We start from the raw sequence: 17308 nt of genomic DNA on the forward strand, positions 1-17308 counted from the left end.
AGCTATATTCATATAGCTAGCTTGTCAAATTAAGGGGAGATTATAAGTATGTTAGCAAATCAAATTAATGAAAGATCATTGTTATTGCATAAAGAATTAGTAGGGAAAATTGAAATTACAAGTAAAGTAGAAGTAAATTCAGCGGATGATTTAAGCCTGACGTATACACCAGGTGTAGCGGAGTCTTGCAAAGCAATTGCGGCAGATGAAGAAACGGTGTATGACTATACAGCACGTGGTAATATGGTGGCAGTTGTCTCAGATGGAACAGCGGTACTCGGTTTAGGAAACATTGGACCGAAAGCGGCTATGCCTGTTATGGAAGGAAAAAGTATTTTGTTTAAGAAGTTTGCGAATGTAGATGCTTTCCCATTATGTTTAGGCACAACGGATGTAGATGAAATCGTTACCCTTGTAAAAAATTTAGAGCCTACATTTGCAGGGATTAATTTAGAAGATATTGCAGCACCGCGTTGTTTTGAAATTGAAAAACGATTAAAAGAAGAAACGAATATTCCTGTATTCCATGATGATCAACATGGAACAGCTATTGTCGTTTTAGCAGCTGTTATTAATGCATTAAAAGTTGTTAGCAAACAAATGGATAATGTGAAAATCGTTATTAACGGTGCGGGTTCGGCAGGAATTGCAATTGGAAAATTATTATTAAAGGCTGGTGCAAAGCACATTACGCTAGTTAGCCTAGAAGGTATTGTTTGTGAAGGTGAAACATGGATGAACGAAGCACAAATTGAAGTTTCAAAAAAGACAAATCGTGAACATGTGCGTGGAACGTTAAAAGAAGCGATTAACCAAGCTGATATTTTTATTGGCGTATCTGCTCCTAACGTATTAACGAAAGAACTTGTACAGACGATGAATGAGAAAGCAATTGTGTTTGCAATGGCGAATCCAATTCCAGAAATCTTCCCTGAGGATGCATTAGAGGCTGGGGCAGCTGTAGTAGGAACTGGGCGCTCGGATTATGCGAATCAAGTAAATAATGTATTGGCGTTTCCCGGAATATTCCGCGGTGCGTTAGATGTGCGCGCAACTGATATTACAGAAGAGATGAAATTAGCGGCAGCATATGGGATCGCTAACATCATTACTGATGAAGAACGTAATGCGAATTATGTAATCCCGAATCCATTAGATAAAAGAGTTGTTCCAAGTGTTGCGGAAGCAGTAGCGAAAGCAGCTATTGATTCAGGCGTGGCACAAATTACGAAAATACCACGTTATTAATAGCTAAAAGCAGTGCCTAAAAGGCACTGCTTTTTTGAGATAAGAAATCAAAATAATGAAGAAGTGTAGAATTATTTATGTTTCTTCACTATTTATTTAATTCCATTGCAACTTGTTTACCATTCACTAAAACCTCAGTTATTGCTACGATTACTTCTATCATTTTTTTCATCTCTCATCTCTCCTCATTCATTTCTTACTTTAAGTATAAGAGAAGAGAGATAATTCAACTATCGAAGTACATGACGTAGAAATTACATTGTTGTAAGAAAGTGGTTTATTTTTGTCACTTTACTCAGCGGTGATTACAAACTGATCATAATATTTTTCATTCACATATATATTTAATAACCATAATCCAGATGAAGGTAGTGACATAGCGAGAGGGAGTTCGCTTGTAGTAGAATTGATTGTATTTGAAGTAGTCCAAGTTTGTTTGGAAATTTCTTTTTGAAAGAGTACTGGTGTTGGCGTTACAGATCCTTGTTTTAGCGCAATAATAGACAATTTTCCAGTTGGTATTTCAGAATCTAGAAAGTACCACATTATTTCATTTTGTTCATTTGCTATAATAGGACTATCAGCCATTGCGATTTTTCCTTCGATGCCTTTTAAAGGTATTTTTCCGTCTATGAATGAGGGTGCTTCTTCCCAATTTACATCTTTTAAAACACTAAGATGAAAGAAGGAAGGTGCGTTCACTTGATTGGACGTTGCGACAGCTTCAGTTTTAGATGCTTTTGAATCAGGTTGTGCTTGTGTGCATCCAGTGATGAGAAAGGAGAGAAGTAGCATAGTTCCGATTTTTTTCATGGTGCCACACTCCTAGTTTTTATTGTTAGTGTAATTGTATTTGCTAGAAGGCGGGACAATTCCTTTAAAATGTCAAAAGAGGTCGTAAGTTTTGTACGACCTCTTTTGACATTTTGTATCCCGTAAAAGCCCGATTGGTGTAGGTTAATAATCAGTGGGAGATAGCCCCACTAATTAAAGTTTCATTTTATATTTGTTCCGTTGTATAGGTTGGTTCGGTTTCTTTTTGGGGCATCGTCAAAAAAATAACGGATAGAACGATACATATGCCGCCTAATAATTGATATGCTCCAAAAGATTCACTTAGCCAAGTGATTGAAACGATGGCAGCTACAAGGGGTTCAATGCTAGATAAAATGCTTGTTTCTGTTGCTGCTAAATATTTAAGACTACCGATATACAGAAGGAAAGAAAGGGTACCACTAATAATGATAAGAATAAGCATAGAAAAAGTTTTTAGTGTAAAGGTTTGTGAAAATTGATTCCACCCGAATGAATGATTATAAATAAGTAGTGCAATTCCTCCGATTAACATCCCCCAACCAATTACTATAGTTGTTCCGCATGCTTTAATAAGCGAAGCTGGATGAAGGGTATAAAATGCAAATCCAATTGCTGTTAATAGTCCAAAAATAATAGCTTCTTTAGATAAAACAATATTTTCAATTGAGCCATTTGTAATAATAAAGTATGTTCCTATTAGCGCGGCTATAATTGCGAATAGTTGCATGGAAGCAGGGAATTTTCTTTGTTCAAATGCAACATACATGGTAATAAGAACAGGACCTAGAAATTGAAATAGCGTTGCTGTGACCGCGTTACTAATATGAACCGTTTCGATAAAGGCGTATTGCGCACCAAGCATGCCGAGAATAGAGAAAATAATAAGTTGTATAGAATATCTAGGGTGTTTCCAAATTTGAAATATGTTTTGTTTCTTTATAAGTAAGAAAGACAAAATAAATATTCCTGCAAGTAACAATCGAATTGTTAAAAAATCAATTGAGGATACATTAGTATGCTGAAATAGCCACTGAATCATTGGACCAGATAATCCCCATAATGTAGCCCCTGTAATAATCATAATGAGTCCGATACGTCTACCATTGTTCATTATCATGTTTCTCCTCTCCGGTATTTGATTTTTGATGTGTGACATGATAAAAGGAATTATATATAAAATCTGGTACTGTAAAAAGTATCAGATTTTAGTTTTATTAAGGGGTCAGATATTATGTTAGAATTAACGCCTAATTTAAATGTGAATAGTAAAAAGGCATTATATGTGCAATTGTATGAGTATATAAAAAAAGAGATTAAAGATGGATCGATTGTCCCTTTTACGAAATTACCGGCTAAGCGAAAGTTAGCGATACATTTACAAGTAAGTAAAAATACAGTAGAGGCAGCCTACGAACAATTACTTGCAGAAGGTTATATTGAATCGATATCGAGAAAAGGTTATTTTGTATGCAAGATTGAGCAAATGGTTCATGTAGAGGATAGCGAAGAGAGGATAGAAGAAGTCCCGTTTCAGGAGAAGCGTTATAAATTTGACTTTACACAAACAGGAATTGATACAAATGCTTTTCCATTTAATATGTATCGGAAAATTGTAAATGAAGTATGGCAACCGCATAATAACGAACTTCTCTTTCTAGGACACCCTCAAGGGGAAGCAAGCTTAAGAGAAGAGATTACGAATTATTTGTATGAATCTAGAGGTGTGCGTTGTTCAGCTAGTCAAATTGTATTAGGAGCGGGAACACAAATATTAGTGAAACTATTGTTTCAATTGTTAAAGGGAAGCAATTATGCAGTTGAAAACCCAGGGTATCATAGAAAGATGGTTGTTTTTGAACAGGGAGAAGCAAGAGTCCAAATGTTATCTTTAGATAGAGATGGAATTTGTATTGCAGATTTAGAAAATAGCAATGCGAATGTTGTATTTGTTACACCTTCCCATCAGTTTCCATATGGAATGATTATGCCTATTACGAGAAGGATGCAGCTTTTACAGTGGGCAAAGAAAGAAGAGAGCAGGTATATTATTGAAGATGATTATGATAGTGAATTTCGTTATTCTGGAAAACCTATACCGGCGCTGCAAGGGTTAGATACAGAGGGGAAAGTTATTTATATGGGAACGCTATCTAAAGCATTATTGCCATCGCTACGGATGAGCTATATGGTGTTGCCGAAGAAATTAATTAAAAAGTATCAACAGCAATATTTATTTTATACACAAAGTGTTTCAAGAATAGATCAAGAAGTGATTAGAAGATTTTTAAATGAAGGATATTGGGAAAAACATATTCATAAAATGCGTGTTGTCTACCGAAAGAAGAGAGATAGACTTGTTTTTGAAATAGAGAAGTATTTCTCTAATCGTGTTGAAGTGATAGGAGAAGATTCCGGATTACACATTTTATTAAAAGTGCATAATGGAATGCAGGAAGAAGAATTAATTCAAGAAGCTGCGAAATATAGTATTAAAATATATCCTGTGTCTACGTACTATAAAGACGGTACGGCGCCTGAGAGTGTAGTTTTACTTGGGTTTGCGATATTATCAGAGGAAGAGATTGCGAGAGCGATTCAATTATTACACACGGCATGGTTTACAAGAAAGTAAAAAACATCCTCCAAACATGAGGATGTTTTTTATTATTTATTTTCATCTAAGAATAAGACCATATGCTCTTCGTCCCAATATTGTCCGTTATATTTTAATGAACGTTCTTGTACACCGAATGTTTTAAAACCTAATGATTCATAAAGTTTTTTCGCTCCATCGTTGCCAACAACAACATCAAGCATAACTTGTTCTACTTCTAAAGATTTAGCAAGCTCAAGACATTCTTTAATAAGTGCTTTTCCTGCTCCAAGTCCGCGTGCTTTTGGAGATACATATACAGAACCGATTTTAGCTTTATGTTCTTGTTTTACATATGGTTTCGTTTCCAGTGTTGCAACCCCGATTAATTTTCCATCTTTAAATGCACCTAGCGTATAGTTTTCATCTTGTGCTAATTTTTGTGCTTTATATTCAATCGCACACTCTTTATTAATAATATCTTCATAAGAAGAGCTGAATGCTTCAGGGTTTTGCTTTAATCCTTCTACGCGAAGTTCTAAGTAAATTTCTGCTTCGTCTTTTGTTAATACATGGATATCCAATTATATCACCCTCCAAATCTTTGCAAATGTACCTTTATTTTATATTGAAATAAGAATAATTTCAAAAGCTTAGCTTATATGAGCTGTTTTTATGAACAAAATAACACCAGTAGTGTTTACTACTACTGGTGTTTTCACACGCATATTATTCAAAAGGTAGCTTGATTATAAAGTTTGTTCCCGCTCCTAATTGGCTTGTTACTAGAATAGAACCGTTATGCAATTCTACAATTTCCTTTGCAACAGCTAGCCCGATGCCTTTTCCGCCTGTAGCTCGTGTTCTAGATTTATCAACACGATAAAAACGGTCAAAAATATGCGGGATATCTTCTTCAGGAATACCTTCACCTTCATCTTGTACACTTATTGTAAAAGAATCTGTTTCCATGAGTACACGTATCGTAATGGATGTGTTTTCTGGCGAATGTTGATAAGCGTTGTGTAATAAATTTAACATAACTTGTTCCATACGTCTTTCGTCTATACAAACTTCTAAATCATCTTTGCAATATACATGAAGTTGCATTTGCTTATTCGTTAATGTTGTTTTTGTTTTTTCAACCATTCGTTCTAAAAATGGCTGAAGAAGCACTTTTTGTTTTTTTATAACAAATTGGTGTTGTTCTAATTGTACAAGCATAAATAAATCTTGGACGAGATCGGTTACACTATCCGTTTCATCCTCAATGATTTGTAAGTATTCTTCTCGCTCCTCTTTTGTTAAAGAGTCTCTCTTTGCTACCTTTGCATAACCTTTCATATAGGTCAATGGAGTTAATAGTTCATGAGCGACACTAGCGAGAAATTCATTGCGCTCTTTTTTCATATACGTAAGTTCACTCGATAAATCTTCAATTGTTTTTGCTAAACTTCCGAGTTCATCATTCCGTTTAATACCTAATTGAATTGGCTTATTTAATTTTGACATTTTTTCTGTCGCTCTCTTCATTTTTACAAGTGGTTCTGTAATAACGCGTGAAAAAACAAAGACAGAAATTGTTGTTAAAATAATTGTTAAAACGCTAATGATAAGAAATTGGTTCATGAGTTTAAGTAACATATTTTCTAGGAAAGATGTTTTTAATAGCATATATAGCTTTCCTTGAAACTTTGTTGTGTTAAGTGGGCTTACTGTTGTGATGAACTTTGATTTTTTCCAGTTCCTTTCAACGACCAATCCGCCGTCTGGGACAGTTTCTGTTTTACAAGTAAGTTGTTTTTGCATATCTTTTGTTACGGGTTCTGAGGTGGAAATAATTTTGCCGTTATGGTCAGTAATAATGATAGCTATATCGGAGTTAGAAATTGATTCCGATTCAACTAAGTGTGCAGCCTCATTCGTAATATCGAATTCAGGATACACAGGGCGTTTAGGACTTTTATTATGTTCAGCGTGTTTCATTTCTTTATAATATTCATCCCGTCTCTCGCGGCTTTTAATTTTTTTACTATAGCGATTACCTTTCTCTAAAAGAGCATCTGTTTCCTCTACAATACGCATTTTTGAAAGGCTTTTATAAAAAGATACGAAAGCAATTGTTTCAATACATAAAGCTAATATTAAAAAGTATGTCCCAATTTTAAGGGAAAGTTTACTCATTTTTTCACCATACCTTATTCATAATAAAGAGTCAGTGGTATACGATTTCCCACTGACCGAAGTAATTATTCACTTTTCCATTTATATCCGACTTTATAGACCGTTTCTAGGTAATCTTCAATTGGAAATCCTTTTTTGCGTAGTTTATCACGGATATTACGAATGTGTGAATCAATTGTTCTATATTCGATATCTGTTTCATAGCCCCAAATTTTTTCGATTAAATCATCTCGGCTATAAGCACGGTTTGTATTTTGCAAAAATAGTCCGAGTAACGAAAATTCGATAGGAGTTAATGAGATTTTTTCATCATAAACTGTGACAGTATGTTTCGTTTTATCCCACTCAATACCATTGAAACTAACAAAGCCATCTTTTTTTGTACGGCGTAATATAGCCTCGATTCGTGCGACTAATACATGCTCATCAAATGGTTTTGTAATATAATCATCTGCGCCCATCGTGAGGCCTTTCACCATATCGTAGTTTTGATTACGAGCTGTTAACATAATGATAGGAACATTGGAAATTTGACGAATTTGATAGCAAGTATCCCATCCATCCATATTTGGCATCATAACATCTAATAAAATAATATCGAATTCTTTTTGTTCGATTAAATTTAGTGCTTCAAGGCCAGAGGTAGCTTTCATGCAAAAATAGCCGCGAGGGCTTAAGAACAGATCTAATAATCGTAACATACGTTCTTCATCGTCTACTAATAAAATTTTTACCATAATCTTGTGCACCCCAAACTGTTCATTCTACTTGTATAGTTTACATGAAAATAATAAAAAACTCTTTTTATGTGATTGAGTGGAAGAGTTATTTTTCGCTCAGAGTAATTGACATAAAAAATGCACTAGTTTTGCACAACTATTTTTTATAATAGAAAACGTAGCGACACAAAATACCCTATGTTGCGACATAACGTCATGTCATTTTATTTATAAAATGACAATTCCATTCTATTGTGTATGTGAGATAGAGAGGGTTTTCGTATTCACCTCGCATCGGATAAGAAAAATTTCCTATCTCACACTTTTTTTAAAAGGAGATCATACACATGAATTCAAAAGAAGAAATTTCAAAAAAAGAAAAGCAAGATCGTAATACGGTTGTCATGTGCGTTGCCGTATCTATGGTTATTATTATAAGTTGCGTAAATAAAATTTTGGGGATTTTATAATATAAAAAAAGCTGATTGCTTCTTAAGAAGCAATCAGCTTTTTTCATTGTTAGGGGAGTATTCCTATATGATAAACCAAGGTAAAATTGCTAACCCAGAAGTTACAATTGCTGTAGTAAATATTAAAAGCATAGCTCGTTTGTTTTGTTTCATTTCATGTCACATTCTCCTCTACATATCAAGTACATGCGATCAGCGTGGGATGTAGTTCCCCACTGAGTAAAGTTTCACTTTATATTTTTAGTATAATAAATGGTAAGGATTGGTACGATCGATAAAGGTGACATGAAGATTACATTGTTGTAATGCAAAAAAACATCTTTCTTATTAAGAAAGATGTTTTTGGAAAACTACCCCGCAAAAGCCCGATTGGTTCAGCTAATACTCAGTAGGGGATGGAAAAATCACCCACTGAGTAAAGTTTCACTTTATATTGAAGTATTAATCATTTAAGAACAGAACCATATGTTCCTCGTCCCAATATTGACCGTTATGTTTTAATGAACGCTCTTGTACGCCGTAAGTTTGGAAACCTAATGACTCATATAATTTTTTTGCTGCATCGTTACCAACTACAACATCGAGCATAAGTTGTTCTACATGTAATTTATCGGCATTTTCAATAATTGCTTTAATTAGAGCTCGTCCTGCTCCAAGGCCACGCGCTTTTGGAGAAACAAAAACGGAACCGATTTTTGCTTTATGTTCTTGTTTAATAAATGGTTTTGTTTCTAAAGTAGCGATACCAATTAAATCATTATCTTTGAAGACACCTAGAGTATACTTATCCGGATTGCTTAATCGTTTAGCCATAGCAGCCACAGGATTTTCATGTTTAAGAACATCTTCATAAGAAGAGCTAAAAGCTTCCGGATTCTTCGTTAAACCTTCCATACAAACTTTTAAATATATTTCTGCGTCCTCTGTTGTTAATAAGCGAATTTCCATAGTTGTAACCTCCCTGGTGGATTTCAAATAAATCCATTACTTTTATAAGATTGAGTATATGTTTTGTTAGTATTCTCTTTTAATTTGTAAAAGAATGAAAAGATATATGCTACAATGTTTTGTTTTAATTATGTAATGAAATTATATATTAACTTTGTTAACTATTCAAGTGTTTAATATGTTACATTTTTATAACTAAAATAACTCCTCGATTGAGGAGTTATTTTTTAAACATTGGATTGATAGCCATCAATTCGTTTTGGATGTGTGTAAATATTACAAGATTCATTTCTAATAAACCCTACGACTGTAATGCCTAAATCATGGGCAAGTTGCAATGCCAGTTTTGTTGGAGCGGATTTAGATAGAACAATTTCACATCCGATTTTTGAAACTTTGAGTAAAATTTCGGATGAAATACGTCCGCTAAATGCGATGATTTTTCCTTTAATGGATATATCGTTACGCAAACAATGACCATATATTTTATCTAATGCATTATGTCTTCCAATATCCATTCTTGATAGGAGGATATTGTTTCGATCACATAGCGCGGTATTGTGAACACCGCCAGTTTGGCGAAATGTAGTAGAAGATTGTTGCAAGGTATTCATTAAGTGAAAGCATTCTTCAGGAGTAATTTTTACATGTATATCATGTAAGTCTTTTGCTTTTGCTGCGTCGTTTACGAAAATAAAACCTTGTCTACCTTTTCCACAGCAAGAAGTGATGTATCGTTTATTATATAAAGTTTGATAGAGCGGATTCACTTTTGATGATTTTACATGGACAATTCCGTTATCTTTTTGAACCCATAGTTCTTCAACATCTTTATAGGAAGAAATAATCCCCTCAGAAATTAAAAAACCAATTACCATATCTTCAATATAATTTGGTGTGCATACGACTGTTACATATTCTTCACCATTCAACTTAATAGTAATAGGAGATTCTGTAACAATCTCATCAAGCTGTTTTGAAAATGTACCAGATTGATAGCGTACAATTGTATAAGTCTCTTGCGTAGGCCCCATATTAAATTCCCCTTTTATATGTATTTCTCTCCCACATTTATCATAAAACAATGGGAAAAATAAAAACACCTATTAACAAGAAGAGCACAGATTATTTTGGTTATTATTGTATATGTACGATATAATAGAACTGTAGAATAGTGATAATTTCAAGCTTTCGTAGTTATACCTTATAACATCTAGAATCGACTTCATAAGAAAGTATTTGGGTAGAGCGTTTCAAAAATATGTACAGTAATGCGATTTTGAAAACGGATTCATAATTGTGTTGTACAGTTGGTTGTAAGGAGAGGGGAAACTATGGCAGAACAGACAGTCCGTGTAACCGTCGATGGTAAAGAATTTTCTGCATCAGGTGAAAAGATGATACTACAATTATTTAACGAGAGTAATTTGGAACATCCTCAAATTTGTCATGTACCAGAAGTAGATCCAATTCAAACTTGTGATACGTGTATTGTAGAAGTAAATGGGAAGTTAATGCGTGCTTGTTCAACGAAATTAGAGAACGGTATGCATATCGAAAGACAGTCCCAGCGTGCAAAAGAGGCACAGACTGAGGCAATGGATCGAATATTAGAGAATCATCTACTGTATTGTACCGTTTGTGATAACAATAATGGTAACTGTAAAGTCCACAATACAGTACATATGATGGGAATTGAGGAACAGAAATATCCGTATGAGCCAAAAGTAAGTGCGTGTGAAGTGGATATGTCACATCCGTTTTATCGGTATGATCCAAATCAATGTATTGCTTGTGGGCAGTGTGTAGAAGTATGTCAAAACTTACAAGTGAATGAAACTATATCGATTGATTGGAGCTTAGACCGTCCACGTGTTATATGGGACAATGGTGTAAGTATAAATGACTCATCTTGTGTAAGTTGTGGGCAGTGTGTAACAGTATGTCCATGTAATGCGTTAATGGAAAAAACAATGCTGGGTGAAGCTGGATTCATGACAGGATTGAAACCGGATGTGTTAGATCCGATGATTGATTTTGTAAAGGATGTAGAACCTGGATATAGTAGTATTTTAGCAGTTTCAGAAGTAGAGGCTGCGATGCGTAAGACGAAAGTGAATAAAACAAAAACAGTTTGTACATTTTGTGGTGTAGGTTGTTCATTTGAAGTATGGACGAAAGACCGCCACATTTTGAAAGTACAGCCTGTTTCAGATGCGCCGGTTAACGGTATTTCCACATGTGTAAAAGGCAAATTTGGATGGGATTTTGTAAACAGTGAAGATCGTATTACAAAGCCATTAATTCGCCAAGGAGATATGTTTGTTGAAGCTTCATGGGAAGAGGCTCTTGAAGTTGTTGCATCCAATATGCAGCATATTAAATCAGAATATGGAAGTGATGCATTTGGATTTATTTCTTCTTCGAAAGTAACGAATGAAGAAAATTATCTTATGCAAAAACTAGCCCGTCAAATATATGGAACGAATAATGTAGACAACTGTTCCCGTTATTGTCAATCTCCAGCAACAGACGGTTTATTTAAAACTGTCGGTATGGGCGGGGACGCTGGAACAGTGAAAGATATTGCGGAAGCAGGCCTTGTCATTATCGTTGGAGCAAATCCAACAGAAGGACATCCTGTACTTGCAACGCGTGTAAAACGTGCACATAAATTACATGACCAAAAATTAATTGTGGCAGACCTTCGTAAACATGAAATGGCAGAGCGTGCGGATTTATTCATTCATCCGCGCCAAGGAACTGATTACGTATGGCTCGCTGGTATTACGAAATATATTATTGATCAAGATTGGCACGATAAAAAGTTCATAGCTGAAAATGTGAAGAATTTTGATGAATATAGCAAAATGGTAGAAAAGTATACGCTTGATTATACAGAAGAAATCACGGGGATTTCGAAAGAAAATCTGAAAGAAATGGCTCGTATGGTATATGAAGCAGATGGTACTTGTGTACTTTGGGGAATGGGTGTAACTCAAAATACTGGAGGAAGTACAACTTCAGCAGCAATTTCAAATCTATTGCTTGTTACGGGTAACTATCGTCGTCCTGGTGCAGGAGCATACCCATTACGCGGACATAATAACGTACAAGGCGCTTGTGATATGGCAACATTACCAAACTGGCTTCCAGGTTACCAAGCGGTTTCAGATGATGCGCTCCGTGCGAAATTTGAAAAAGCATACGGTACTACAATTCCGAAAGCACCAGGCTTAAATAATATTGCAATGTTACTTGCGGCAGATGAAGGAAAACTGCGTGGTATGTATGTTATGGGTGAAGAAATGGCTTTAGTAGATTCGAATGCCAACCATGTACAACATATTTTAGCGAATTTAGATTTCCTTGTTGTTCAAGATATGTTCTTATCGAAAACAGCTCGTTTTGCTGATGTTATTTTACCAGCGGCACCAAGCTTAGAAAAAGAAGGAACGTTTACAAATACAGAGCGCCGCATTCAAAGATTATATGAAGTATTGAAGCCGCTTGGTGATTCAAAACCAGACTGGTGGATTTTACAAAAAGTTGCTCGTGCACTAGGTGGGGATTGGAATTATGAAAGTCCAAGTGAAATTATGGACGAAATCGCGTCACTTGCACCGTTATACTCTCAAGCAACGTACGACCGTCTAGAAGGATGGAATAGTTTATGTTGGGGTAGTCATGATGGTAGCGATACACCGCTATTATATGTAGACGGATTTAACTTCCCAGATAAACTCGCTCGTTTATCATTAGATGAATGGGTACCACCAGTTGTAGCACCAGATGAGTATGATTTACTTTTAAATAATGGTCGTATGTTAGAACATTTCCATGAAGGAAATATGACGAATAAATCGGCTGGTATTTTATCTAAAGTATCTGAAGTGTTCGTTGAAATCTCCCCGGAACTTGCCCTAGAGCGCAATGTGAAAGATGGTGGTCTTGTAGAATTAGCATCACCATTTGGGAAAATTAAAGTACAGGCACTTGTTACAGATCGTGTAACGGGGAAAGAGTTATATTTACCGATGCATGCAACGGTAAATGAAGAGGCAATCAATATTTTAACTGGAACGGCGACAGATCTTTATACGTGTACACCAGCGTATAAACAAACGATGGTAAAGATGCGTGTACTACGTGAAAAAGGGAATCGTCCGTTACCATCTTCAAACCCGAGAGATAAAAAGCGTAATCCGCAAAATGGTGTTGAAATCCAGCAAAAATGGCAAAGAAAACAATACGTATCACTTGTGGACTAGGGGGCGGAGATAGTGGCGAAAGAAATTACTGTAATTAAAAAGAAAGTTGTAACAGAGGAAGAACAGAAACAGCAAGTAGCAGATGAACTTCTAAATGAGTTATCTAATAATCGTGAAGCAGTAGAAGAAACGATGCAGCTTTTAGCACAGTTGCAGAAGGCTGGTATATTAGATGCAGCAATTAGTTTACTTGCTGCGAAGGAAGATGTTTCAAAAATCGCTGTGGAGCAATTAAATCGTGAACCAGTTAAAAATGCACTCAACAATATGATGGGGGCAGGAGAAGCGTTATCTTCAGTTGATCCAGAAATAACGAAGCAAATTACGTCAAGTTTAGTTACAGGATTGCAATTTGCAACAGATGAATTAAATAGTGGTAAAAAAACAAAAGTAATGGATTTCTTTAAAGTATTAAAAGATCCAGATATCAATAGAGCTATTACATTCGGTTTTAGCTTTTTGAAAGCATTTGGACAAGGCCTAGAGAAAAAATAGAATAAATGAAAAAGTGATGGGAAGTAGCCATCACTTTTTTCATTATATGTATAAGAGTGTTCATGTTAAGCGGAATATATTATTATTAAAAAGATGGATTAGAACTTGAAATATGGAATCCATCTCAAATACCGTTTTAGAATTTGGAGGAATATATGCAACACCGTAAAAAACTATCTATACCAGGAGTAATGAGACATTCCTTTCAAACAGTTAAATTTGCTTTTTGGAATGTATTAACTTTTCAACTTGCTTATAAATTATTAGCAGCGATTGTGTTTGTTCCACTATTTGGAATCATTTTTAATAAGTTATTGTATTTTGCTGGTTATGCAAATGCGACAAATGATGAATTATTAGCGTTTTTAAAGACGCCTTATGGCATCTTAGCAATCGTAATTTTATCATTGTTAGCACTGTTTCTTATCTTTACAGAATTTGCGGTGCTTATTATTATTTCGTATTTCGCTCATAAAAGACAGAAGGTGAAATTACGTCCGATTTTATATAAAACGGTAACGTATTTACCTACTCTTTTCACATATTGCTTACCAGGATTTATTTTATATGCTGTCGTATTGTTGCCTCTTTTAAATATGGGATATGAAACGGCATTAATCCCGCAAATTCAAATTCCTAACTTTATTACAGGAGAACTGTTTAAGACAACGATGGGACAAGTTGGTTATTACACGTTCTTTGCTGTAGTCGCGTATTTGAATCTTCGATGGATTTTCGTTCTACCCATTGTTGTTTTAGAGCAAAAACCATTTCGCGTGGCAGCACGTAAAAGTGCAACTTTAGTAAATGAAAGCTTTTTTAAAGTACTATTCTTTTTAGTAGGGTTTTTTATTTCAATTGGAATTGTATATGTCGTGTTTTTGGGAATATATTTATTGTGCCTATGGGGTGTTTATGAATTTACAAACCCGAAAGGAACATTTGCATTATTAGCTGAATCAACGATTTCTGTATTTTTAACGAGCACATTGTATTTATTCAGCTTTATCGTGACGCCATTTTATATTATGGCGATTACGCGATTATACTTACAAAAGGTACCGGTTGAGGATGTTTTATTAGAAGAAGGATTAGATTATTCGAAAACGAAAGCAGATAAATGTTTTTTCCAAAAACATCGTTGGAAATTCATTGGCGTATACATTGTAGGAATTATTACTGCCGGAATGGTCGTTGCCTTCATTGTAACGTTTATTTCAAATTCGTATAAAGAACCGATTATTATGGCGCACCGCGGGTATATATCAAAAGGCGTAGAAAATACGAAAGAAGCTGTGCAAGGTGCTATTGATGCAAAAGCAGACTACGCTGAAATAGATGTATTACAAACGAAAGACGGTGAACTAGCGGTTATACATGATTTGAAGCTGAAACGTCTCGCAAATGCCAATGTGCATGTGTCAGATTTAACGATGGCTGAGTTAAGGCAGCTTACCCTTAGTCAAGATGGACTTTCAGGACAAATAAGTACACTTGATGAAATCATTAAGCTAGCAAATGGCAAAATCAAACTTAATATAGAAGTGAAGCTTCATGGGGGCGAAAAAGATTTTGTAAACAAAGTCTTAAAAACGATTAAAGATAATGAATTTGAGAAGCAATGTGTAATTCAAACGTTACACTATCCACTTATTAAAGAGTTTAAGCGTGCAAATCCAGATATAAAAGTAGGGTATATATTGTATGCAAGTAGAGCTAACTTAAAGAATGTGAAGGCTGACTTTTACGTAGCAGAAGAATATATGTTAAATAAGAAATTAGTAAAAGAAGCAAGGAAGTTAAACAAACCAATTTACGTATGGACAGTAAATGATATGGAAAATTTAAAGGCATATTATAAGTTGAACGTAGATGGTATCATAACCGATTACCCTGAAGATGCACGTGAAACAATTAAGATGTTAAAAGAGCAAGAAGCGGAAGAAAGTGATCTGTTTGATAAAATTACTGAAACGACAGATGATTTATTTTCTAAGTTATTTATAAGTTACCCAGCTGCTAGCTAAATGCTAGCAGCTATTTTTTTTGAAAAGAATATATCTCTAAAGTATTGAGTAAAATAATAACTGTATATGTATACGTTATCGCTTAGGTTTCTTACAATGTTAAATTATTGTCAAATAATAAAAGGTTACTGTTTATTTTGAAGAGGTATAATAAAAATAGAGTGATAGATAATGAAATGACACGAAACCCCTAATAGAATCAATGTTTTATATATTTACACTATTCTAAATATAAAAACTTTAGGAAAATGGTATGTTAGCGTTTTCATAACTTTTAAGTTATGCTAGAATAAGGACATAAGTTATTAATTATTACAAAAAGAAAAAAGAATCTCTTTTTTCTGTTAATTATAAGGGGGCATTTCATTATGCGTATTGGGGTACCAGCAGAAATTAAAAACAACGAAAACCGTGTGGCAATGACACCAGCAGGTGTTGTACATTTAATTCGTAACAATCACGAAGTATTCATTCAAAAGGGTGCAGGTTTAGGGTCTGGTTTCACAGACGCTCAGTATGTTGAAGCGGGAGCAAAAATTGTTGATACAGCTGAAGAAGCTTGGAACATGGAAATGGTTATGAAAGTTAAGGAACCAATTGAAAGCGAATACAAACACTTCAGTGAAGGCTTAATCTTATTCACATACTTACACTTAGCTCCAGAGCCAGAATTAACAAAAGCTTTAATCGAGAAAAAAGTTGTTTCTATCGCATATGAAACAGTACAATTAGAAAACCGTTCATTACCATTACTTGCACCTATGAGTGAAGTAGCTGGTCGTATGGCTGCACAAATTGGTGCACAATTCCTTGAGAAAAACAAAGGCGGTAAAGGTATCTTACTTGCAGGTGTTCCAGGGGTTAAACGTGGTAAAGTAACAATCATCGGTGGTGGACAAGCTGGTACAAATGCTGCTAAAATTGCAGTTGGACTAGGTGCGGATGTAACAATCATCGACTTAAGTGCAGAACGTCTTCGTCAATTAGATGACATTTTCGGAAACCAAGTAAAAACTTTAATGTCTAATCCTTACAATATTGCAGAAGCTGTTAAAGAGTCTGATCTTGTAATCGGTGCAGTATTAATCCCAGGTGCAAAAGCTCCAAAACTTGTAACAGAAGAAATGATTAAATCAATGGAACCAGGTTCTGTTGTTGTAGATATCGCGATTGACCAAGGTGGTATTTTCGAAACAACTGATCGTATTACAACTCATGATAACCCAACTTATGAAAAACACGGCGTTGTTCATTATGCAGTTGCAAACATGCCAGGTGCGGTTCCACGTACATCAACTCTTGCATTAACAAACGTAACAGTACCATATGCAGTACAAATTGCTAACAAAGGCTACAAAGAAGCTTGCCTAGGTAACACTGCATTACTAAAAGGTATTAACACATTAGATGGCTATGTAACATTCGAAGCAGTTGCAGAAGCTCACGGTGTAGAGTACAAAGGTGCTAAAGAATTATTAGAAGCAGAAACAGTATCTTGCTAATAGAAGCATTATACAAAACAAAATCGAACAATATA

At 35.0% G+C, this 17308-nt stretch carries 15 protein-coding genes; 8 read left to right on the forward strand and 7 right to left on the reverse strand.

Annotated elements, in window-relative coordinates; all coding sequences use genetic code 11:
• The first annotated feature begins 48 nt into the window (after positions 1-48).
• Positions 49-1248, forward strand: coding sequence for an NAD(P)-dependent malic enzyme (locus GBN78_RS13045; RefSeq protein ID WP_000880782.1), 1200 nt, complete (start codon positions 49-51; stop codon positions 1246-1248).
• A 291-nt stretch (positions 1249-1539) separates the two neighbouring features.
• On the opposite strand, the gene GBN78_RS13050 is transcribed toward GBN78_RS13045, so the two are convergent.
• The gene (locus GBN78_RS13050) at positions 1540-2061 is read right to left on the reverse strand and encodes a DUF4871 domain-containing protein (RefSeq protein ID WP_000719682.1); all 522 of its coding nucleotides are present in this window, start codon (positions 2059-2061) and stop codon (positions 1540-1542) included.
• 187 nt (positions 2062-2248) lie between these two features.
• Positions 2249-3175, reverse strand: a complete 927-nt coding sequence (locus tag GBN78_RS13055; protein ID WP_001059051.1) for a DMT family transporter — start codon at positions 3173-3175, stop codon at positions 2249-2251.
• Positions 3176-3295: 120 nt separating this feature from the next.
• On the opposite strand from GBN78_RS13055, the gene pdxR reads away from it, so the two are divergent.
• A complete protein-coding gene (gene pdxR, locus GBN78_RS13060; protein WP_152127463.1) occupies positions 3296-4696 on the forward strand; it encodes a MocR-like pyridoxine biosynthesis transcription factor PdxR in 1401 nt (466 codons plus the stop codon).
• Positions 4697-4728: 32 nt separating this feature from the next.
• Here pdxR and GBN78_RS13065 read toward each other — a convergent pair whose 3' ends face one another.
• The 3 genes from GBN78_RS13065 to GBN78_RS13075 form a co-directional block, all read right to left on the reverse strand.
• A complete protein-coding gene (locus GBN78_RS13065) occupies positions 4729-5241 on the reverse strand; it encodes a GNAT family N-acetyltransferase (protein WP_000351212.1) in 513 nt (170 codons plus the stop codon).
• A 145-nt stretch (positions 5242-5386) separates the two neighbouring features.
• Positions 5387-6841 (reverse strand): HAMP domain-containing sensor histidine kinase, encoded by a 1455-nt coding sequence (locus tag GBN78_RS13070; RefSeq protein WP_000041027.1) that lies wholly within the window; start codon positions 6839-6841, stop codon positions 5387-5389.
• A 65-nt stretch (positions 6842-6906) separates the two neighbouring features.
• Positions 6907-7578: a response regulator transcription factor gene (locus GBN78_RS13075; protein ID WP_000238959.1), complete on the reverse strand. Its 672-nt coding sequence runs from the start codon at positions 7576-7578 to the stop codon at positions 6907-6909.
• Between the two features lie 329 nt (positions 7579-7907).
• On the opposite strand from GBN78_RS13075, the gene GBN78_RS30880 reads away from it, so the two are divergent.
• A complete protein-coding gene (locus tag GBN78_RS30880) occupies positions 7908-8030 on the forward strand; it encodes a hypothetical protein (RefSeq protein WP_001085006.1) in 123 nt (40 codons plus the stop codon).
• A gap of 67 nt (positions 8031-8097) precedes the next feature.
• On the forward strand, positions 8098-8238 hold the full coding sequence (locus GBN78_RS30205; protein ID WP_193224738.1) for a hypothetical protein: 141 nt from the start codon (positions 8098-8100) through the stop codon (positions 8236-8238).
• A 233-nt stretch (positions 8239-8471) separates the two neighbouring features.
• On the opposite strand, the gene GBN78_RS13080 is transcribed toward GBN78_RS30205, so the two are convergent.
• Positions 8472-8978 carry a GNAT family N-acetyltransferase gene (locus GBN78_RS13080; protein ID WP_000405883.1) on the reverse strand — a complete coding sequence of 169 codons (507 nt, stop codon included), beginning with the start codon at positions 8976-8978 and terminating at the stop codon, positions 8472-8474.
• A 227-nt stretch (positions 8979-9205) separates the two neighbouring features.
• Positions 9206-10012, reverse strand: coding sequence for a formate dehydrogenase accessory sulfurtransferase FdhD (gene fdhD, locus GBN78_RS13085; protein WP_000529230.1), 807 nt, complete (start codon positions 10010-10012; stop codon positions 9206-9208).
• 300 nt (positions 10013-10312) lie between these two features.
• On the opposite strand from fdhD, the gene fdhF reads away from it, so the two are divergent.
• The 4 genes from fdhF to ald all read left to right on the forward strand — a co-directional run bounded on the left by fdhF (position 10313) and on the right by ald (position 17273).
• Positions 10313-13249, forward strand: coding sequence for a formate dehydrogenase subunit alpha (fdhF, locus tag GBN78_RS13090; protein WP_000840638.1), 2937 nt, complete (start codon positions 10313-10315; stop codon positions 13247-13249).
• Between the two features lie 12 nt (positions 13250-13261).
• Positions 13262-13744, forward strand: coding sequence for a helical membrane plugin domain-containing protein (locus tag GBN78_RS13095; protein ID WP_001040540.1), 483 nt, complete (start codon positions 13262-13264; stop codon positions 13742-13744).
• Between the two features lie 155 nt (positions 13745-13899).
• Positions 13900-15771: a glycerophosphoryl diester phosphodiesterase membrane domain-containing protein gene (locus GBN78_RS13100; RefSeq protein WP_152127464.1), complete on the forward strand. Its 1872-nt coding sequence runs from the start codon at positions 13900-13902 to the stop codon at positions 15769-15771.
• A 368-nt stretch (positions 15772-16139) separates the two neighbouring features.
• Positions 16140-17273, forward strand: a complete 1134-nt coding sequence (ald, locus tag GBN78_RS13105) for an alanine dehydrogenase (RefSeq protein ID WP_001219744.1) — start codon at positions 16140-16142, stop codon at positions 17271-17273.
• Positions 17274-17308 lie beyond the last annotated feature (35 nt).

The organism is Bacillus sp. B2-WWTP-C-10-Post-4 (assembly GCF_009183805.1).
Lineage (GTDB): Bacteria > Bacillota > Bacilli > Bacillales > Bacillaceae_G > Bacillus_A > Bacillus_A cereus.